This window comes from Streptomyces lydicus (assembly GCF_000717345.1).
Taxonomy (GTDB): Bacteria; Actinomycetota; Actinomycetes; order Streptomycetales; family Streptomycetaceae; genus Streptomyces; species Streptomyces lydicus.
Map to the genome: position 1 here is coordinate 40,109 of NZ_JNZA01000028.1, position 20,062 is coordinate 60,170.

A 20,062-nucleotide genomic window follows, 5' to 3' on the forward strand; every position below is an offset into this window, starting at 1 on the left:
CTGCTGATACGCGTACGGGGCCGGGGACGGCCGGCCCCGTACGCAGCCGGTGGCGTCTACTGCTTGGCGAGCCGCGCGTTGATCTCGGACTCGATGTCCTTGGCGGCGTCGGCCGGGGCCTTACCGTTCAGCACGGCCGTCATGTAGTTCTTGATCGGGTTCGGTACGTTCTCCACCGCGGCCCACTGCGGAATCAGCGGAGTGGTACCGCCGGACTTCTGCGCCGCGGGCGCGGCGGCAGCGGCGGCCGGATTCTCCTTGGCGGCGCCGGCCAGGTCCGGGGACTTCGGGGTCCAGCCGCTCTCCTTGACCATCTGGCCGTCGTTTTCCTTGGACAGCGCGATCTTCAGGAATTCCTTGGCGAGTTCCTGGTTCTTGCCCATGCCGGCGACGGCGAAGTTGGAGCCGCCGAGGAAGACGCCTTCGGGCTTGTCGGCGGTCTCACCGGGGATGGTGAAGAATCCGATGTCGTTCTTGATTTTCGGGTTGGCCTTGACGGCGGTGGCCGCCTCGTAGCCCATGGCGATGACGGCGCCGGTCCGGCCCTTGGCGAAGACCTCGGCCTGCTGCGGGGTGGCCTCGTCCTTGTTCTTCGGGGCGGTGCTGAACGCCTGGTACTGCTTGTAGATGTCCATGGCCTTGGCGACCTTGGGGTCGCCGAGGTTGGAGACCCACTTGCCGTCCTGCTTCTTCACCAGGTCGGCGCCGGTGCCGATCGTCAGGCCGTCGAGGAAGTACCAGTTCTGGCCGGGCAGATAGAGCGGTTCGGCGTCGGTCTTCTTCTTGATGGTGTCAAATGCCTTGAAGAGTTCGGTGCGCGTCCGGGGCGTGCCCTTGAGGCCGGCTTCGGCCCAGATCTTCTTGTTGTACATCACCACGCGGTTGCCCGCGTACCACGGCAGCGCGTACTGCTTTCCGTCCACCACCGACGCCTTGTTGAACGCGTCGTTCCAGTCGGCGCCGATCTCCTTCTTCAGATCTCCGAGATCGGCCAGGGCGCCGGCCTTGGCATAGGCGGCGGTCTGGGTGTTGCCGATTTCGACGACGTCCGGCGGGGTGTCCTCCGAAAGGGCGGTGCTCAGCTTCTGCTGAATGCCGTTCCACTGCTGGACCTTGAACTCGACGGTGGCGCCGGTCTTCTTCTTGAACTGCTCGGAGACCTGCTTGCTCCACTGCTCCGGATTCGAACCACTCATCACCCAGACGGTGAGCTTCTGGCCCTTGAAGCCGTCCGTCCCCGCCTTGTTGCCGTCGCTGGACCCACAGGCAGCGACACTCACCAGCATTCCCGCGACCGCCGTCGCTGCTATGAGCCCACGCTTCATTGCGCTCTCCCCTAGAGGCCGGGTGTGGTCTTTAATGGTTTAGACCAGTTCCCGCAGCTTGGCCTAGACCTTTTGGGGTGTCAAGGGTGTATAAGAGTCGCTGTCAGGTCCGTTACCGGACCGACATCTGGCGCGCCGGGACCTGCGAGGGAGCACGGAGAACCCACCCGTGCCACGATGTGAGCCGCTACGTACGGAGGCGCCGGTGACGGCAGCACGACAGGAGTCGGAGAGGCGGGTCATGGAGACGGACGGGGGCAGCGCCGAGAGCGGCAGCGGCGCGCGGACGGCGCGGGTGCCCAAGTACTACCGGCTCAAGCGGCACTTGCTGGAGATCACCGACACCCTGCCGCCCGGCACTCCGGTCCCGCCCGAGCGGACCCTCGCCGCGGAGTTCGACACCTCGCGGACGACGGTCCGCCAGGCGCTGCAGGAGCTGGTCGTCGAGGGCCGGCTGGAGCGCATCCAGGGCAAGGGCACGTTCGTGGCCAAGCCCAAGGTCTCCCAGGCGCTGCAACTGACCTCGTACACCGAGGACATGCGCGCCCAGGGCCTGGAGCCGACCTCCCAGCTGCTGGACATCGGCTACGTCACCGCGGACGACCGGCTTGCCGGCCTGCTGGACATCGCCCCCGGCGGCCGGGTGCTGCGCATCGAGCGGCTGCGGCTGGCCAGTGGCGAGCCGATGGCCATCGAGACCACCCACCTGTCCGCGAAGCGCTTCCCCGCGCTCCGCCGCAACCTCGTCAAGTACACCTCGCTCTACACCGCGCTGGCCGAGGTCTACGACGTCCGCCTGGCGGAGGCCGAGGAGACCATCGAGACCTCGCTGGCCACCCCGCGCGAGGCCGGCCTGCTGGGCACCGACGTCGGCCTGCCGATGCTGATGCTCTCCCGGCACTCGCTGGACGCCCAGGGCCGGCCGGTGGAGTGGGTGCGGTCGGTCTACCGCGGCGACCGCTACAAGTTCGTCGCCCGGCTCCAGCGCCCCACGGACTGACGCCGGGCCCGGCGGCCGCCTTCCGCCTCCGCCGTACGCCACAGCCCGGCGGCCGCCCCCGCACCCCGCCACGGGGGCGAACGTCACCCCGCCGCGCGGGAATTCGTCGTCATACCGATATGCGGACAGGTAGTGACGCGCGCCACGGCCCTGCCATAGATTTCCAGCCGATTACCCAGGAGTTCGCCACGGACGGAGCCGCCCGATGCCAGAGCCATCCGAGTCACCGACCAGCAGACAAGTCGTCACACCGACGCGTGTGGTGGCCGGACTGTGTCTGATCGCTCCCTTCGTGGCGATGCTGTGGGTGAGTTCGTACGCCCGGATCGAGCCGACGCTGATCGGCATCCCGTTCTTCTACTGGTACCAGATGCTGTGGGTGCTGATCTCCACGGTGCTGACCATGACCGCCTACAAGCTCGTGCAGCGTGAGCAGCGCGCCCGCAAGGGCGGTGCGGCCAAGTGACTCTCCACACGACGGCCCAGCTCGCGGCCTCCTCGACCAAGGGCGTCAACGGCGTGGCACTCGCCGTCTTCGTCTTCTTCTTCCTGGCCGTGACGGTCATGGGCTTCCTCGCCGCCCGTTGGCGCAAGGCCGAGCAGTCCGCCAACCTCGACGAATGGGGCCTGGGCGGGCGGAGCTTCGGCACCTGGGTGACGTGGTTCCTGCTGGGCGGTGACCTCTACACCGCCTACACCTTCGTCGCGGTCCCGGCGGCGATCTACGCGGCGGGCGCCTCCGGCTTCTTCGCCGTGCCGTACACGATCCTGGTGTACCCGCTGATCTTCACCTTCCTGCCCCGCCTGTGGTCGGTCTCGCACAAGCACGGCTATGTCACCACCTCCGACTTCGTCCGCGGCCGCTTCGGCTCGAAGGGACTGTCGCTGGCGGTGGCGCTGACCGGCATCCTCGCGACGATGCCGTACATCGCGCTCCAACTGGTCGGCATCCAGGCCGTCCTGGACGTGATGGGCATCGGCGGCGGCGAGCACACCAACTGGTTCGTCAAGGACCTGCCGCTGCTGATCGCGTTCGCGGTGCTGGCCGCGTACACCTACTCCTCCGGCCTGCGCGCCCCGGCGCTGATCGCCTTCGTCAAGGACGGCCTGATCTACCTGGTCATCGCCGTCGCGATCATCTACATCCCGATCAAGCTGGGCGGCTTCGGCCACATCTTCGACGCGGCGGGCAAGGCGCTGGCCCAGCCCGGCGCCGTCCCCGGCAAGCCGCGCGGCGAGCTGACCAGCGGCCCGCACGCCCAGTGGGCGTACGCGACCCTGGCGCTCGGCTCCGCGCTGGCGCTGTTCATGTACCCGCACTCGATCACGGCGACGCTCTCCTCGCGCAGCCGCAACGTGATCCGCCGCAACACCACGATCCTGCCGCTGTACTCGCTGATGCTGGGCCTGCTGGCACTCCTCGGCTTCATGGCGATCAAGGCCGGCACGGACATCCAGGGCAATCCGCAGCTGGCCATTCCGCAGCTGTTCGAGGACATGTTCCCGAGCTGGTTCTCCGGCGTCGCGTTCGCCGCGATCGGCATCGGCGCCCTCGTACCGGCGGCCATCATGTCCATCGCGGCCGCCAACCTCTTCACCCGCAACGTCTACAAGGACTTCCTCAAGCCGGACGCCACCCCCGAGCAGGAGCACAAGGTCGCCAAGCTCGTGTCGCTGCTGGTCAAGGTCGGCGCCCTGGTCTTCGTCCTCACCATGGACAAGACCGTCGCGATCAACTTCCAGCTGCTGGGCGGCATCTGGATCCTCCAGACCATGCCGTCGCTCGTCGGCGGCCTGTTCACCCGCTGGTTCCACCGCTGGGCGCTGCTGACCGGCTGGGCGGTCGGCATGCTCTACGGCACGCTCGCGGCCTACGGCGTCGCCAGCCCGACCCAGAAGCACTTCGGCGGATCCAGCGCGGAGATCCCGGGCATCGGCGAGATCGGCTACATCGGCCTGACCGCCTTCGTCCTGAACGTCGTGGTCACCGTCGTCCTCACCTTCGCCCTGCGGGCCGCCAAGGCCCCGGAAGGCGTCGACGAGACCAGCCCCGCCGACTACACCGCGGACGCCGGCGACGCGGGCGTGGCCGTCGACCTCCCCCCGGCGACGGCGGGAGCCCCGGCCGGGCACTGAGTCACCGTTCCCTGCACGCACAAGGGCCGCCGCAACCTGGGGGGTTGCGGCGGCCTTTTGCCGTATGCGGGTTCAGCCGACCCAATTCTTGAGTGGCTCGGTGTCCAGGGTGATGCCGACAGGGTCCGGAAGGTGGAGTGACTTGCCGAACGGCACGGTGTGGATGGTCTCGTAGCGGCCGTCATCGGGTTCGCTGTAGAGCGACAGCTGGCAGGCTTGGCGGTCGATCAGTAGGTAGAGCGGAATGCCGGTCTCTGCGTACGCGCGCGGCTTCTCCACCCGGTCACGCCGGTCGGTGTCGGAGTCGTGCGAGGTGACCTCGACGACCATCAGCACAGCCTCGGGCTCTGCCCACTCGCCCTGGCCCACGAAGGCGTCACACGGCGCAAGCGACCCGTCAGGGCGGGCACGGCCACCTCGATACGGCTGCACCTTCAGCCCCTGATTGCCGTCGAGCCAGAGTTCCGGCCGGTGCTGCATGCAGATACGCGTCAACCACTGGATGATCCGCCCGTGGTCCCCGTCCGGCCGAGCCTTGCTCCTGATCTTCCCGTCGATGAACTCCAGCCGCGCGCCTTTCTCCAGTCGGGCGAGTATCCGGGCGATCTCTTCGAAATGCTCGGTCTCCACGATGTGCAGCCGGCCTGCGAGCGCGGCCATGAGCCCTTCTCCTTCTTCCACGGGACAGAGCAGAGAACGTGCCACCGACCATAGCCGAGGCCACTGACAGGCACCGTCTGATCACTCGTTGATCACTCGCGACACACTAGATGTGGGGGTGCACAGGAGAGGTCACCCCCACATGTATGCTCGTCTCGCTGTCGCCGCAGGGGAATCCGGTGCGACCCCGGAACTGTCCCGCAACGGTGTAAGAGCGCGCCCGGTGGCCCGATGACGGCCCTGCCGCGCGCGTGTGAAGTCCGAGGACCTGCCGACGGTACGTCCGCACCACCATCGGTGCGGATGTCGATACGTCCGGGCCCCGAGGGTTGGGCCGGTGGACGCCGCGCGGTGTGCCCGCGCACCCCGTCGTCACGGGGTGCCGCATGCCCGCGTGCGCCCGTCGCGTCCCTCCCTCCCGGCCCCCGCCGAGTGAGGGAGAGCATCACGTGACCATCGCGCCAACGGAGCCCGCGTCAGACGCCGAGGTCGTGCAGCCCGCGGTGGGCGCGCCTGCCGCCCGCGCCGGCGGCGGGGCGGGCGAGGACGGCCCGGGCGTCGCCCTGCTGCGCACCCTGACCGAACTCACCGCGGACCTCACCGCCACCGACCCCGGCAAGGTGGCCGCCGCCGCCCTGCGCGGCCGGCACGCGGGCTCCGACGAGGCCGAGCTGCGCTCGCTGGCCACCGAGGCCGCGGCCGGTCTGATCGGTGACGAGCCGCAGTACTCCAAGCTCGCCGCGCGGCTGCTCACCCTCGCGATCTCGGAGGAGGCGGCCGGACAGGGGGCGGTCGCCTTCTCCGCCTCCATCGAGGTCGGCCACCGCGAGGGGCTGATCGCCGACGAGACCGCGGAGTTCGTACGGACCCACGCCGCGCGGCTGGACGCGCTGGTCGAGCGGGCGCTCGCGGACGGGGCGGACGACCGCTTCGGCTACTTCGGGCTGCGGACGCTGCACTCGCGCTATCTGCTGCGGCACCCCACCACCCGTCAGGTCATCGAGACCCCGCAGCACTTCCTGCTGCGGGTGGCCTGCGGCCTCGCGGAAGACCACAGCGACCGCGCGCTGGCCGACGTCACCGAGCTCTACCGCCTCACCAGCTCGCTGTCGTACCTCCCCTCCTCCCCCACCCTCTTCAACTCCGGCACCCGCCACCCCCAGATGTCGTCCTGCTACCTGCTGGACTCCCCGCTGGACGAGCTGGACTCGATCTACGACCGGTACCACCAGGTCGCGCGGCTCTCCAAGCACGCCGGCGGCATCGGCCTGTCGTACTCCCGCATCCGCGCCCGCGGTTCGCTGATCCGCGGCACCAACGGGCACTCCAACGGCATCGTGCCGTTCCTGCGCACGCTCGACGCCTCGGTCGCGGCCGTGAACCAGGGCGGCCGGCGCAAGGGCGCCGCCTGCGTCTACCTGGAGACCTGGCACGCGGACATCGAGGAGTTCCTGGAGCTGCGCGACAACACCGGTGAGGAGGCCCGCCGGACGCACAACCTGAACATCGCGCACTGGATCCCCGACGAGTTCATGCGCCGCGTCGAGGCGGACGCCGACTGGTCGCTGTTCTCGCCGTCGGACGCCCCCGAGCTGGTGGACCTGTGGGGCGACGAGTTCGACGCCGCGTACCGCAAGGCCGAGGCCGACGGCCGGGCGGTCAAGCAGATCCCGGCGCGGATGCTGTACTCCCGGATGATGCGGACCCTGGCGCAGACCGGCAACGGCTGGATGACGTTCAAGGACGCCGCCAACCGCACCGCCAACCAGACCGCCGAGCCCGGCAAGGTCGTGCACTCCTCCAACCTGTGCACCGAGATCCTGGAGGTGACGGACGACGGGGAGACCGCGGTCTGCAACCTGGGGTCGGTGAACCTCGCCGCCCACCTGGGCAACCACGGTGAGATGGACTGGGAGCGGCTGGACGCCACGGTCCGCACCGCCGTCACCTTCCTCGACCGCGTCGTGGACATCAACTTCTACCCGACCGAGCAGGCCGGCGCCTCCAACTCCCGCTGGCGCCCGGTCGGTCTGGGCCTGATGGGTCTGCAGGACGTGTTCTTCCGGCTGCGGCTGCCCTTCGACTCGGCCGAGGCGCGGGAGCTGTCGACCCGTATCTCCGAGCGGATCATGCTCGCCGCCTACGAGGCGTCCGCCGACCTCGCCGAGCGGCACGGCCCGCACCCGGCGTGGTCCGCGACCCGCACCGCCCGCGGCGTGCTGCACCCGGACCACTACCCGAACGCCGAGCCCCGCTGGGCGGACCGCTGGGCGGCGCTGCGCACCCGTATCGCCACCACCGGGATGCGCAACTCGCTGCTGCTGGCGATCGCGCCGACCGCGACCATCGCCTCCATCGCGGGCGTGTACGAGTGCATCGAGCCGCAGGTCTCCAACCTCTTCAAACGCGAGACGCTGTCCGGCGAGTTCCTTCAGGTCAACGCGTATCTGATCGAGGAGCTCAAGGCCCTGGGGCTGTGGGACGCGCGGACCCGTGACGCACTGCGCGAGGCCAACGGCTCGGTGCAGGAGGTCAGTTGGATCCCCGAGGACGTGCGGACGCTGTACCGCACCGCCTGGGAGATCCCGCAGCGCGCGCTGATCGACATGGCCGCGGCCCGTACGCCCTACCTCGACCAGAGCCAGTCGCTGAACCTCTTCATGGCCTCGCCGACCATCGGCAAGCTCAGCTCGATGTACGCCTACGCCTGGAAGCGCGGCATCAAGACGACGTACTACCTGCGGTCGCGCCCGGCGACCCGGATCGCGCAGTCCGCGCGCGCCGCGACCGTTCCCGCACAGCTGTCGGTGACCGACCCCGAGGCGGTCGCCTGCTCCCTGGAAAACCCCGAGTCCTGCGAGGCCTGCCAGTAATGACCACCGCACCGGAGACCAACGCCGCCGCGCACACCGCGACCACCGGCGCCAAGAACCTCCTCGACCCGGGCTTCGAGCTGACCCTGCGCCCCATGCGGTACCCGGACTTCTACGACCGCTACCGCGACGCGATCAAGAACACCTGGACCGTGGAGGAGGTCGACCTCCACTCCGACGTCACCGACCTCGCCAAGCTCTCGCCGGGTGAGCAGCACATGATCGGCCGGCTGGTCGCGTTCTTCGCGACCGGGGACTCGATCGTCGCCAACAACCTCGTGCTGACGCTGTACAAGCACATCAACTCCCCCGAGGCGCGGCTGTACCTGAGCCGTCAGCTCTTCGAGGAGGCGGTGCACGTGCAGTTCTACCTGACGCTGCTGGACACCTACCTCCCCGACCCGGACGACCGCGCCGCCGCCTTCGCGGCCGTGGAGAAGATCCCGTCCATCCGGGAGAAGGCGGAGTTCTGCTTCAAGTGGATGGACTCGGTCGAGTCGATCGACCGGCTGGAGTCCAAGGCCGACCGGCGCCGCTTCCTGCTGAACCTGATCTGCTTCGCGGCCTGCATCGAGGGCCTGTTCTTCTACGGCGCCTTCGCCTACGTCTACTGGTTCCGCTCGCGCGGCCTGCTGCACGGGCTGGCCACCGGCACCAACTGGGTGTTCCGGGACGAGTCCATGCACATGGAGTTCGCCTTCTCGGTGGTGGACACCGTCCGCGAGGAGGAGCCCGACCTCTTCGACGACAAGCTGGAGCAGCAGGTCACCGAGATGCTCAAGGAGGCCGTCGAGGCGGAGCTCCAGTTCGGCCGGGACCTGTGCGGTGACGGCCTGCCGGGGATGAACACCGAGTCGATGCGCGAGTACCTCCAGTGCGTCGCCGATCAGCGGCTGCAACGGCTCGGCTTCCCGCCCGTGTACGGCTCGGAGAACCCGTTCTCCTTCATGGAGCTCCAGAACGTCCAGGAGCTGACCAACTTCTTCGAGCGGCGGGCCTCCGCCTACCAGGTCGCCGTCGAGGGCTCGGTCTCCTTCGACGACGACTTCTAGTCCGGTTCCGGCCGGCCCGTCCTCCCGGGCCGGCCACCCCCCTTCCCCCTGGTCACCGGCCTTTGTGAGCGTTCTGTTACCTCGGCAACCGGAGCCGTGGCCGCCACATCTAAGCGGGTATGAAGGGCACGAAGGGGCGTCGCCGGTTCATCGACTATCCGCGCCAGGGACGGGAGGGTCCGCGCCGCTGGCTGCCGTCATGGCGGCTGTGGCTCGGCACCTTCTCGTTCGGCGTTCTCTCGCTGGCCGGGCTGTTCGCCATTGTGTACGCAAACGTCGACATCCCCGACGAGAACGAACTGGCCGCGCAGGAAGCGACCGTCTACTACTGGGCGGACGGCAGCCAGATGGTGAGCGTGGGCGCCGTCAACCGGCAGAACGTCACCCTCGGCAACGTGCCGGACTCCGTCGAGAACTCCGTCATCGCCGCGGAGAACGCCACCTTCTACAGCGACCCCGGCATTTCCTTCCAGGGCATCGCCCGCGCGGTGGTCAACATGGTCTCCGGCGAGGAGACCCAGGGCGGCTCCACCATCACCCAGCAGTACGTGAAGAACACCTACCTGTCGCAGGACCAGACGGTCACCCGCAAGGTGAAGGAATTCATCATCGCGCTGAAGGTGAGCAATCAGAAGTCCAAGCAGGACATTCTGCGCGGTTACCTCAACACCAGCTGGTTCGGCCGGGGTTCGTACGGCATACAGGCGGCCGCCCATGCGTATTACGGCATCGACGCGAGCAAACTGAACCCCAGCCAGGGCGCGTTGCTGGCCGCCCTGCTGAAGGGCTCGGAGCAGTACGACCCGGGGCTGAGCAAGGCCAATCACCAGCGGGCCGTGGAGCGCTGGAGCTGGATACTCGACCGGCAGGTCGCCACCGGGAAGATGAGCGAGGAGGAGCGGGCGAAGTACCGCGCCTTCCCCGAGCCCCGGTCACCCGCGAAACCCACCAGCCAGGCCGGCCAGACCGGCTATCTCGTCGATGTGGCCAACAAATTCGTCAAGGCCGAAACGGGGCTGACCGACGCGGATCTGGCACGCGGCGGCTACCGCATTCACACCACCTTCGACAAACAGCGCACCCGCCGCCTGGAAAAGGCGGTCACCGACGTCCGCCGGCAGCACCTCGACCCGAAGAAGCGCGCCGCCGACAATTACGTGGAATTCGGCGCGGCCTCCGTACGCCCGAAGGACGGCGCGATACTCGCCGTCTACGGCGGCACCGACGCCACCCGGCACTTCAGCAACAACGCGGACACCACGGCGGTCCCGGCCGGTTCCGCCTTCAAGCCGTTCGTGCTGGCGACCGCGCTCCAGCAGCAGGTCGGCCGGGCGGAAGTGCCCGTCAAGGAGCCCGAGGTCACGGGAGAGGGGCGGCCGGCGGACTGGGAGAGCGACTTCGGGGATCTGCGCGGCGCCCTGATGAAGGCCGAGAACCCGCCGTTCGTGCAGGCCGGGAAGCGCCTCGGGCTGGAGCGGATCCGGGATCTCGCGGTGGCCGCGGGGCTGCGCGAGGAGAGCATGGCGCGGCTGGAGCAGACCTTCCCGCTCGGCACCTCTGCGCCCAGCGCGATCCGGATGGCCAGCGCCTACACCACGTTCGTCAACGGCGGACTGCACGCCGACCCCTACGCGGTGTCCTCGATGACCTACGGCGGCAGAAAGATCCGCGGCTTCGACCGGGCCGAACCCGACCAGGTCCTGGACGCCGGGGTCGCCCAGCAGGTGTCCGCCAGCCTGGAGGGGCTGGGCTGGCGCTCGCTGGGGCTGCCCGGCGGCGGCGCGTCCTCGCGGCCGGTCGCGGCCGGCCGCACGGAGCCCGGCGACCGGATGAAGTCGGCGTGGTTCATCGGCAGCCCGCTCGCCGCCCCCGGTGCCGGTGGCGAAACCGGCGCCGGCACCGACGCGGAAGGCCGGCACGGCGAGGGCGACGGCGACGAGCCGACCACCGCCGTCACCATGTTCCGCAACAAGCCGGGAGCCCCCGAGCTGCTGCCCATGCAGGGCGTCGGCGGCGACGGCAAGGGGCTGGGCACGGCCCTCCCCCCGAAGGTGTGGAGCGCCTACCAGAACGCGTCCTGACGGGCCCGGGCGCCCGCTCCCGGCCGGGCCGGGCGCCCACCGGCCTCAGTCGTTGGGGACGACGGGGTAGCGCGGCTCCCGCTCGGCCATCTGCTTCAGCGCGTCCTTGCGGTCCCGCTTGCTGAGCCGGTCGATGTAGAGGTAGCCGTAGAGGTGATCGGTCTCGTGCTGCAGGCAGCGCGCGAAGTAGCCGGTGCCCCGCACGGAGATCGGCTCGCCCTTGGCGTCCCGGCCGCGGACGACCGCGACGTCGGGGCGCGCCAGCTCGGCGTAGGCGCCCGGCACGGACAGGCAGCCCTCGTTGGAGTCGTCCAGCACCCGGCGCTCGGCGGGCAGCTCGTCCAGCACCGGGTTGCAGATCGCGCCGACGTGCCGGACGCCCTCGTCGTCCAGGCAGTCGTAGACGAAGACCTTCAGGTCCACCCCGATCTGGTTGGCGGCCAGCCCCACGCCCTCGGCGGTGCGCTGGCTGGCGAACATGTCGTCGATGAGCTGGGCGAGCTTGTCGTCGAACTCCGTGACGTCCTTGCACTCCTTGTGGAGCACCGGGTTGCCGACGACCGTGATCGGCCGCGAGGTGCCGCGCTCGCGGTGTGCGATCTCACGCTCCTCCGCGTCCGTGACGTCGTCGATGAACGCGTCATCCACCCGCTGGTCACCCTCTTGATCAAAAACAGGCTGCTGGGCCATCTTCGCCGTACGCCTTCCTGAAAACCCTGAATAGTCGCCCTACAGCCTACGGCGACCGTGCGGGCGCTCAGCAGACCTCTTCAAGATCGCGCCATTCCCGGGTGTCCGGGCTGTCCGCGACCCAGCCGTCCAGCAGGCCGCGCACCAGGGCGGACGGCGCCGCGATACCGCACTCGCGCTCCGGCACCCACAGGGATCCCGAGCCCGCGGTGCGGTGGCCGAGCGGGCCGGGATGGCCCGGCTCGCTGTGGTCGTGCGGGTCCAGGTGCTCGCCGTCGCCCTCGTCACTGGGCATCCGGCTCTCCGAGCACGTACGGCACAGCAGCCGTACGGACGACGACCAGTCCTCGGCGGCGAAGCCCGCCTCGGCCGCCAGCCGCTCCAGGGCGTCCCGGTCGGCCTCGGTGGCGGCCTCCAGGAGCACCACCCAGGTGGGGACCGGTGAGGGCGCCCACAGCTCGATCTCGTCGAAGACCGGGAAGGCCCTGGTGGCGCCGCCGGCGCCGACGGCGGTGGTCCGCTCGCCGTGCGGCACGCCGTCGTGCAGCACCACCTCGCCCCAGCGGCGCCCGGAGGACGGCAGCGGGATGGAGAGCACCTCGATACGGGCCGGGTCCAGCCGGCGGCCCCAGACCACCTCGGCCTCCCCCTCCGGGGAGAGCCGGACGGCGGCGCTGCCCAGGGCCATACCGAGCGGTTCGCCGGACGGGGAGCCCTCGCCGGGGACCTTCAGGCCGTACGCCTGCCAGGCGCGGCGGGCCAGTGGCCAGTCCTGGAGGGCGGTGGCGGAGATGCCGACGTTCCACCAGTCGGGCGCCCCGGCCTCGCGGTCCAGCAGCGCGACCGCGCGCAGGCCGGCGGCCCGGGCCTGCTCCCAGTCGTGCCGGAATTTGTGCAGCAGGGCCAGGTTGAACCAGGACTCCGACAGCCACGGCTCCATGTCCGCGGCACGGGTCAGCAACGCCCCCGCGTCCTCGTAACGGCCGTCGCCGATCAGCGTGAAAGCGCGGTCGGTCGCCTGCCGCCACGAGGCGGAAGGCCGGTGCCGTACCTTGCCGAAGATCCTCACGATTCCCGCCTGCTGGTTGCTCTCGATTGCCGCTCCGGAGGTGTCCCGGGCGGCGCCGGGGCCCTTCTGGGGGCCCACTCGACAACCTGCCACAGATTGCCGTCGGGCTCAGCCCGGTTTGCTGCGCCCCCTGCGGCTCCTTGCCCTTCACCGACCCCCTGAACCCCCCTGAAAGGGGCTCCCTTCGCATCCAACCATGCCCATCTCGGAGGGCGCTCATTACCCATGGGTTCCACGGCATCGGACACCCTGCGGGGGCGCGCGGGGCCACAGTCGGTCACCGGAACGCCGCCGCGCGCCCGCCATGCCGGTTTTCTCCGTGTATGTGCTCCTGGCAGGCGTTACGCACCGAAAAGCGGTGCTCTGCGACCCTCGCCGGGGACCGTCGCTCCGCTCACGCCGCCCGGCCGCCCCGCGCCAGCACCCGGGCGAGCGCCTCGACGACCCCGGGCTCGTGGTCCCGCGCCGTCGCCAGCCGCAACCGTTCCAGGGCCCGCAGCGGGCCGCCGGGCCCCGCGACCGTGCCCGACAGGTCGTCGTAGGCGTTGACGGTGCGCACGATACGGGCGGTGACCGGCTGGTCCCGGTACGGATCCGCCTGCCGCTCGACGATCATCGCGACCTCAGAGGGCACCCCGGTCTGCCGGACCACGGCCCCGCCGAGCAGCGCGATGCGGCGCTGCTCGGCGGACGGCAGCGGCGCGGTCGCCCCGTGGGGCACCGGGTCCAGCAGGGACAGCTGCCCGATGTCATGCATCAGCGCGGCGTACTCCAGCACGTCGAGGTCCGGCTCGTTCAGGCCCAGTTCGCGGCCCACCGCGCGGCTCAGCGCGGCCACCCGGCGGGCGTGGCCGGGCGGGGTGTAGCCGGCGATCTCGGTGGAGCGGGCGAGCGAGGCGATGGTCTGGCGGTAGGTGGTGCGGACCGCCGCGAACCGGCGGAAGGCGCACTGGGTCAGCAGCAGCGGCAGGCAGAACACCGGCAGCGCCCACAGCCCGGCGACCGCGGTGGCGAGCGAGATCACCACGCCGGTGGCGCAGATGGCCGTGCCGATGCCCAGCAGCGCGCGCAACTCGTCGCGCAGCAGCGGCCCGAACGGCCAGCCGGTACGGGCCCGGGCGAGCGCGGCCGCCAGCACCGCGTCGCACAGCGTGGTCAGCGCCAGCAGAGCGACCAGGAACAGCGGATGGGCCGGCCCGGACGCCACCCCGGCGCCCAAGCTGCCGCCGCCGTGCAGGGGTTGGAAGCAGACGGCGGCGAAGCCGACGGTCAGCACCCGGCGCGCGAGGTGGTCCAGCGCCGGCCCCCGGCCGCGGGCGAGCTGCGGGACCAGCCCGATCAGCCCGGCCGCGAGGACCACCGCCACGGTCTGCGGCACGCCGTGGCCGGTGGGCCGGCCGCCGGCCTCGCCGAGCAGCGCGTACGCGAGCGCGCCGGCCGCACCGAGCGGCGCACCCTCCCGCTCCCCCACCGCCCGCCGGTACTCGGCCGCCGGCGCGCCGCCCCGGCCGACCACCTCCCCGACCGCGATCAGCACGCCGAAGGCCAGCGCGATGCCGGGCCGGTCCACCCCGTCCCAGAGCGTCCGGCCGAGCGACCAGCACGCCAGGACGGCGGCCGGGACGTGGACCGCGGCGACGACGATCCCGCCGCGGCCGGCGGGCGGGACGGGGCGCGGGGAGGAGTCGCCGCGGCCCTCCCGGCCACCCGGGCCCGGGTGGCCGGCGTCCGGCGGCTCCTGGGGGGCGCCGGTCATCGCGCCCCGCCCCGCGCCGCCTCAGGTGTCCCGTCCGCCCCTTCCCTCACGGCCGTCGCGTCAGCCGCGTCAGGCGTGACGTTTCCTCTGCCGCTGCCGTGCCCCACCACGCCCTGTTCCGCGTCCGCCGCCGTCACCAGGTCCGGCTGCCAGCCGTACCGGTCGAGGGCCGCCGCCAGCGCCCGGACCATCCGCGGATCGAACTGCGCGCCGGCGCACTTGCGCAGCTCCGCGACCGCGGCCGGCACCGGCCGGGCCCGGCGGTAGGAGCGGGTCGAGGTCATCGCGTCGAAGGCGTCGGCGACCGCCACCACCCGGGCGAACTCCGGGATCTGATGACCCCTCAGGCCGTACGGGTAGCCCCGGCCGTCCAGCCGTTCGTGGTGGTGCAGGATCGCCGCGCGCGCCTCCCCCAGGAAGCCGATGCCGCGCACGATCTCGTGCCCGTACTCCGGGTGCAGCTCGATGACCCGGCGCTCCTCCGGGGTCAGCGGCCCGTCCTTGCGCAACAGCCGGGTGGGAACGCCGAGTTTGCCCACGTCGTGCAGGATGCCGGCGAACCGCAGGACCTCGGTCCGATCGTCCGGCATGCCCAGCTCCCGGGCGATCATCACGGAGGCCCGGCCGACCCGCTCGCTGTGCCCGCGGGTGTAGCGGTCCTTGATGTCCACGGCCTGCACCAGTGCGCGGATGGTGGCCTGGTGGGCGGCGCGTTCGCGGTGGTACCGGTCGAAGACCCAGGCCGACAGGCACATCGGCAGCAGCACCAGCAGCGCCGCCGGCGGCCCGTACGCGCTGCGCCACAGCACCGCCATCATCAGCCCGGCGAGACCGTGGACGAGGTGCGGTCCGAGCGAGCGGGTCAGCAGCCCGCGCCAGGCGGTGCGCGGCGGGTGCCGTTCGGCGGCGACCAGCACCCCGCCGTCCAGCGCCGCGAGCACCGCGCAGAAGGTGGCAGCGGCGGCCGCGGCGGGCAGCAGCAGGACGGGGAAGCGGGGTGCGGCAAGGGCGTGCGGGCCGAGGGCGCGGAAGACCTCGGCGGCCGCGCAGGAGGCCAGCGCCGGCTCCGCGGCGTGCCAGAGCCTGCGGGCGGCGGCCGAGCGGGCCGCGGCCGGCGCGAGCAGCCCGCCCGGTACGGCGGCCAGCGCGGCGAGGGCGGGCGGCAGCAGGAAGACCCCGGCGAGCAGGACCGGGTCGGCCCAGCCGGGTCCCGCGTACGACCGGGTCCCGTGCGGCGCCCGGCCGCCCGGCAGCGGGCAGCCACGGATCCGTTCGCTCAGTGCGTAGAGGGCGGCCAGGGCCAGGGCGCTGCTCCAGGGAGCGCCGGCGCCGAGCCGTAGGACGGGGGCGGTGCACAGGGCCGCGGCCAGGGCGGCGCAGCCGATGTATCCGCGCGCCGCCGTCGGAAGTCCCCGTATCGCGCCCATCGCGCCGTCCTCCTCACCGTGCCCGCGGTCCCGTGCCCGTGACGAGCCAGGGCCCGGCGCCCCGCACTGCGGAGCGCCCGGGTTCGGTGAGAATAGAGGGGCTGCGGCGCCGGGGAGGGCGCATCAGCGGATCGGGCGGGGGGATCGCCTCACCCCTCACCCCTTAGGGTGATCTGCCGTCTTATTCGGCGCGCGCGGTCTCGGACCGTGCATCGCCGGGGCCGGCCGGCTCGCCGCCCGCCTGCCCGGCGGCGGCCGCGTCCGCCTGCTCGCGCCGGGCCGCGTCCCGCTTGGCCTGTTCCAGCACGCTCACCTCGGGCACGGTCTCACCGGCCCGGATGAGCTCGATCCGGCCCATCACCTTGGAGCGCAGATCGGCGGGGACGTCGTCGTGGCCGCAGCAGCGCTTGACGAGCTTCTTGACGGCCTGCTCCAGGCCGTACTTCTCCAGGCACGGCGAGCACTCGTCGAGATGCACCTGGAAATCGGCGCACTCCCCCGCCGGCATCTCACGGTCGAGATACTCGTAGAGGTGATCAAGGACCTCGGAGCAGTCCTTCTCGTGCGGCTCTCCGCAGCTCATGATCCCGAGCCTTTCCGGTCGTGCGGCTCCGGCGACGGCCCGGCCTGCGGATCCGCAGCCGTTGCCCCCGCCGGGACCAGCCCGCGCTCACGGGCGTAATCCTCCAGCATGCCCCGCAGTTGGCGCCGGCCGCGGTGCAGCCTGGACATCACGGTGCCGATGGGTGTCCCCATGATGTCCGCGATCTCCTTGTACGCAAACCCTTCGACGTCCGCGAGGTAGACCGCGATGCGGAATTCCTCGGGAATCGCCTGGAGCGCGGCCTTCACGTCCGAGTCGGGGAGGTGGTCGAGCGCCTGGGACTCGGCGGAGCGCAGACCCGTCGACATGTGCGACTCGGCGCGCGCCAGCTGCCAGTCCTCGATCTCCTCGGCGGCACTGCGCTGGGGCTCGCGCTGCTTCTTGCGGTAGGAGTTGATGAAGGTGTTCGTGAGGATGCGGTAGAGCCACGCCTTGAGGTTGGTGCCCTCCCGGAACTGGTGGAAGGACGCGTATGCCTTGGCATACGTCTCCTGCACCAGGTCCTCCGCGTCGGACGGATTGCGCGTCATGCGCAGCCCGGCGGAGTACATCTGGTCCAGGAACATGAGGGCGTCCCGCTCGAAGCGCGCATTGCGCTCGGCCGCGCTCTCCTCCGGGCGCGCAGACTGCTCCCCAGCAGTGCCGTCGGCCCCTGCGTCGGTACCGGTGACCGGACCCACCTCCTCCAACACCGTCACGGATCCGGAAGCGGACCCCCTCGAATCGGAGAATAGACGACGATCCGGTGCCGCCGCCGCTCCAGCCAGAGCTGGCTGCGTCACCTGCATCTGCGACCACGGCAGGTCAGCGGCCGGGCGGGCCGGGCAAGCGATTCCCATGCGGCGGACTCCCATTCCTCGTGCTTCGCCGGACGTACTCAAGTACTTCCAGCTCTCACAACAGCCCCCGCGCCCCGGTCATTCCCGCCCGCCGCACCGATCTTCGCCACCCTCCGGTCCCCTTCCCGCACCCCCGGGGTTGACAAATCCGCTTGCCGCTTCAGCAATGGGAGGGTGGACCACACACCGAACGACACACACCACGGCGCAGCCGGCGGCGGCCCGGGCGGCAGCGCGGACGGCACGGCCCGCGCCGACTCCGACAGCGGCGCGCACGGGAGCGCGTACGAACGGGTGCTCGCCGAGGTGGGGCCGCGGTTGCGGCGGCTGCGGCAGGAGCGCGGGGTGACGCTGGCCGCGCTCTCCGGGGCGACCGGGATCTCGGTGAGCACCCTCTCGCGCCTGGAGTCCGGTGGCCGCCGGGCCACCCTGGAACTGCTCCTGCCGCTCGCCCAGGCGCATCAGGTGCCGCTGGACGAGCTGGTGGGGGCGCCCGCGGTCGGCGATCCGCGGGTGCGGGCGGTGCCGGTGCGGCACGGGGACCGGACGGTGGTGCCGCTCACCCGCCAGCCGGGCGCCCTTCAGGCGTTCAAGCTGGTCATCGACCCGGGCGGGGAACCGCCGGAGCAGCGTACGCACGAGGGCTACGAGTGGCTGTACGTGCTGTCCGGGCGGCTGCGGCTGCTGCTGGCCGACCGGGACGTGGAGCTGCGGGCCGGCGAGGCCGCCGAGTTCGACACCCGGCTGCCGCACTGGTTCGGGCCGGCGGACAACCGGCCGGTGGAGCTGCTGAGCCTGTTCGGCCGGCAGGGCGAGCGGATGCACGTACGGGCCCGCCCGCGGGGACGGACGGACTGACCCGGCGAGGCCGGTGCCCGCGCCGGCCGGGCCCCGCCGCGGCGGTCAGCCGAACAGCCCGTCCAGCCAGGCGACCACCGCGTCCGTGAGCTGCGCCATCGACTCCGCCTCGGTGACGCCCGCCTTCTTCGGCACCGCGAAGCCGTGGTCCCCGTGCGGGACCTCGGTGAGCACGGTCCCCGGCGGGAACTCCTCCGGCCGGCCGAACGGGTCCCGGCCGCCCTGGACGACCAGGGTCGGCACCCCGGCGCCGGTCAGCTCGTCCACCCGGGACTTCTCCGGCTTGCCCGGCGGGTGCAGCGGGAAGCTCAGCGCGAGCACCGCCTCGGCGCCCAGCTCACGCGCCGTACGACAGGCGACCCGGGCCCCGGCGCTGCGGCCGCCGGCGACCACCGGCAGCCCCGGCTTCTCCAGCGCCGGCCACAGCGCCGTCCACGCCGCGTCCAGGGTCTTCGGCGCCGGTGCCACCTTCTTGCCCGCCACCCGCCACGGCTGCTCGACCAGCGCCACGGTGTAGCCACGGGCCGGCAGCGCGGCCGCCAGCGCCCGCAGGTCGCGCGCCTCGATGCCGCCGCCGGCGCCGTGGCTGACGGCGACCACGGCCCGGGCCGGCTCCGCGTCGCGGTGCCAGGTGATCCGGGCGTCGCCCGCCGGCGTCCCGACCGTCTCGGTCTCCCTCGCCCCTGTACTCATGCCGCACCCTCACTTCCCTCGGCCTGGCCCTCGCCCGGCGCGCCCCGTGCCGTGACGCCTCGCCGCGCGCGCTCGCGCTGCCCATCCTGCCCGCGCGAGGGCGAGAAGGGCAGCACAGCCCGCCGGCACCCCCGTGCGCGGCGCGGGCGCGCGGTCAGAACAGCGTGCCGACCTCGGGCGCCGCCAGCTCGGTGACCAGCTCGGGACCGTTGTTGCGGACGTTGCTGACCTCGGTCGGCACCGGGAAGGCCCGCATCAGGCCGGGTGGCGGGGGCGCCAGCAGCGCCCGCAGCTCGTCGGGGTCCGTACGGGCCGGGTCCAGCCAGGCGTCCCAGCGGTCCGGCGGGAGCACCAGCGGCATCCTGGGGTGGATCTCGGCCAGCGACTGCGGGCCCTCGCCGCCCGCCCCGGCCAGCGGGGTGGTCTCGGCGTCGGTGGTGACGACCGTGCAGGTCACCCACCAGGCCCCCGGGTGGCCCCCGGGCAGGGTGCGGTCCCGCCAGAACTCGTACAGCCCGGCCAGCGCCATCACGGAGCCGTCCGCGGGCGTGACGAAGTACGGCTGCTTGCGGGGCCGCTTCCGCCGGCCCCGCTCCTCCAGCTGCCGCTCGGCGGCGTCGGTGACCCACTCGAAGTAGCCGTCGCCGGGCAGCAGGCAGCGGCGGGCCGCGAACGCCTGGCGGAAGGACGGCTTCTCGTGCACCGTCTCGGCCCGGGCGTTGATCATCTTCGCGGCGGCGTCGGGTGAGGTCGCCCACGCCGGCACCAGCCCCCACTTCAGCGGCCGCAGCTGGCGCGCGGGGCCCGGCGGGAAGGCGCCGGCCGCCGCTCCCTTGAGGGGGCGTTCGAGCACCGCGTGCACGGTGTCCGTCGGAGCCACGTTCCAACTGGGCGCCAGGGTCTCCTCGGGTTCCCACTGCTGAACACCGAAGAGCTCCACCAGTTCCTCGGGACGACGACTCGCTGCATACCGACCGCACATGCGTGCCACACTGCCAT

Annotated in this window: 17 protein-coding genes; 7 read left to right on the forward strand and 10 right to left on the reverse strand. The window is 71.6% G+C overall.

Features of this window, described 5'->3' with window-relative positions:
* Positions 1-56: 56 nt before the first annotated feature.
* Positions 57-1,325, reverse strand: a complete 1,269-nt coding sequence (locus OO62_RS24960) for an extracellular solute-binding protein (RefSeq protein ID WP_033269804.1) — start codon at positions 1,323-1,325, stop codon at positions 57-59.
* Positions 1,326-1,566: 241 nt separating this feature from the next.
* Between OO62_RS24960 and OO62_RS24965 the strand changes: the two genes are divergently transcribed.
* The 3 genes from OO62_RS24965 (at position 1,567) to mctP (ending at position 4,461) form a co-directional block, all read left to right on the forward strand.
* A complete protein-coding gene (locus OO62_RS24965; RefSeq protein ID WP_033269805.1) occupies positions 1,567-2,325 on the forward strand; it encodes a GntR family transcriptional regulator in 759 nt (252 codons plus the stop codon).
* A gap of 205 nt (positions 2,326-2,530) precedes the next feature.
* On the forward strand, positions 2,531-2,791 hold the full coding sequence (locus tag OO62_RS24970) for a DUF3311 domain-containing protein (RefSeq protein WP_078617344.1): 261 nt from the start codon (positions 2,531-2,533) through the stop codon (positions 2,789-2,791).
* Positions 2,788-4,461, forward strand: coding sequence for a monocarboxylate uptake permease MctP (gene mctP / locus OO62_RS24975; RefSeq protein WP_206738428.1), 1,674 nt, complete (start codon positions 2,788-2,790; stop codon positions 4,459-4,461). The genes OO62_RS24970 and mctP overlap by 4 nt, the downstream gene beginning before the upstream one ends.
* A 72-nt stretch (positions 4,462-4,533) precedes the next feature.
* Here mctP and OO62_RS24980 read toward each other — a convergent pair whose 3' ends face one another.
* Positions 4,534-5,121: a Uma2 family endonuclease gene (locus OO62_RS24980; protein ID WP_033269807.1), complete on the reverse strand. Its 588-nt coding sequence runs from the start codon at positions 5,119-5,121 to the stop codon at positions 4,534-4,536.
* A 449-nt stretch (positions 5,122-5,570) separates the two neighbouring features.
* Here OO62_RS24980 and OO62_RS24985 point away from each other — a divergent pair, with 449 nt between their 5' ends.
* The 3 genes from OO62_RS24985 (at position 5,571) to OO62_RS24995 (ending at position 11,127) form a co-directional block, all read left to right on the forward strand.
* Complete coding sequence (locus tag OO62_RS24985; protein ID WP_033269808.1) at positions 5,571-7,994, forward strand: ribonucleoside-diphosphate reductase subunit alpha; 2,424 nt, start codon at positions 5,571-5,573, stop codon at positions 7,992-7,994.
* On the forward strand, positions 7,994-9,046 hold the full coding sequence (locus tag OO62_RS24990; protein ID WP_033269809.1) for a ribonucleotide-diphosphate reductase subunit beta: 1,053 nt from the start codon (positions 7,994-7,996) through the stop codon (positions 9,044-9,046). Before OO62_RS24985 ends, OO62_RS24990 begins: the two co-directional genes overlap by 1 nt.
* A 119-nt stretch (positions 9,047-9,165) precedes the next feature.
* A complete protein-coding gene (locus tag OO62_RS24995) occupies positions 9,166-11,127 on the forward strand; it encodes a transglycosylase domain-containing protein (protein WP_033269810.1) in 1,962 nt (653 codons plus the stop codon).
* A gap of 45 nt (positions 11,128-11,172) precedes the next feature.
* Here the strand turns inward: OO62_RS24995 and def are convergent, their stop codons facing one another.
* From def to OO62_RS25025, 6 genes are all read right to left on the reverse strand, one after another.
* Entirely contained in the window at positions 11,173-11,817 is a 645-nt protein-coding gene (gene def / locus OO62_RS25000; protein WP_033269811.1) for a peptide deformylase, read from the reverse strand.
* A gap of 67 nt (positions 11,818-11,884) precedes the next feature.
* Positions 11,885-12,886: a tetratricopeptide repeat protein gene (locus tag OO62_RS25005; RefSeq protein ID WP_033269851.1), complete on the reverse strand. Its 1,002-nt coding sequence runs from the start codon at positions 12,884-12,886 to the stop codon at positions 11,885-11,887.
* A gap of 394 nt (positions 12,887-13,280) precedes the next feature.
* Positions 13,281-14,642: an HD-GYP domain-containing protein gene (locus tag OO62_RS25010; RefSeq protein WP_078617345.1), complete on the reverse strand. Its 1,362-nt coding sequence runs from the start codon at positions 14,640-14,642 to the stop codon at positions 13,281-13,283.
* Positions 14,639-16,060, reverse strand: coding sequence for an HD-GYP domain-containing protein (locus OO62_RS25015; RefSeq protein WP_323135825.1), 1,422 nt, complete (start codon positions 16,058-16,060; stop codon positions 14,639-14,641). The genes OO62_RS25010 and OO62_RS25015 overlap by 4 nt, the downstream gene beginning before the upstream one ends.
* Before the next feature lie 190 nt (positions 16,061-16,250).
* The gene (gene rsrA, locus OO62_RS25020; RefSeq protein ID WP_033269812.1) at positions 16,251-16,652 is read right to left on the reverse strand and encodes a mycothiol system anti-sigma-R factor; all 402 of its coding nucleotides are present in this window, start codon (positions 16,650-16,652) and stop codon (positions 16,251-16,253) included.
* Positions 16,649-17,353, reverse strand: coding sequence for a sigma-70 family RNA polymerase sigma factor (locus OO62_RS25025; RefSeq protein ID WP_169748613.1), 705 nt, complete (start codon positions 17,351-17,353; stop codon positions 16,649-16,651). Before OO62_RS25025 ends, rsrA begins: the two co-directional genes overlap by 4 nt.
* Before the next feature lie 453 nt (positions 17,354-17,806).
* Here OO62_RS25025 and OO62_RS25030 point away from each other — a divergent pair, with 453 nt between their 5' ends.
* Positions 17,807-18,370 (forward strand): helix-turn-helix domain-containing protein, encoded by a 564-nt coding sequence (locus tag OO62_RS25030; protein ID WP_033269855.1) that lies wholly within the window; start codon positions 17,807-17,809, stop codon positions 18,368-18,370.
* 45 nt (positions 18,371-18,415) lie between these two features.
* Here the strand turns inward: OO62_RS25030 and OO62_RS25035 are convergent, their stop codons facing one another.
* Together OO62_RS25035 and OO62_RS25040 are read right to left on the reverse strand one after the other, a co-directional pair.
* Positions 18,416-19,063, reverse strand: a complete 648-nt coding sequence (locus OO62_RS25035) for an alpha/beta hydrolase family protein (protein ID WP_033269813.1) — start codon at positions 19,061-19,063, stop codon at positions 18,416-18,418.
* A 154-nt stretch (positions 19,064-19,217) separates the two neighbouring features.
* The gene (locus tag OO62_RS25040) at positions 19,218-20,045 is read right to left on the reverse strand and encodes an SOS response-associated peptidase (RefSeq protein ID WP_033269814.1); all 828 of its coding nucleotides are present in this window, start codon (positions 20,043-20,045) and stop codon (positions 19,218-19,220) included.
* Positions 20,046-20,062 lie beyond the last annotated feature (17 nt).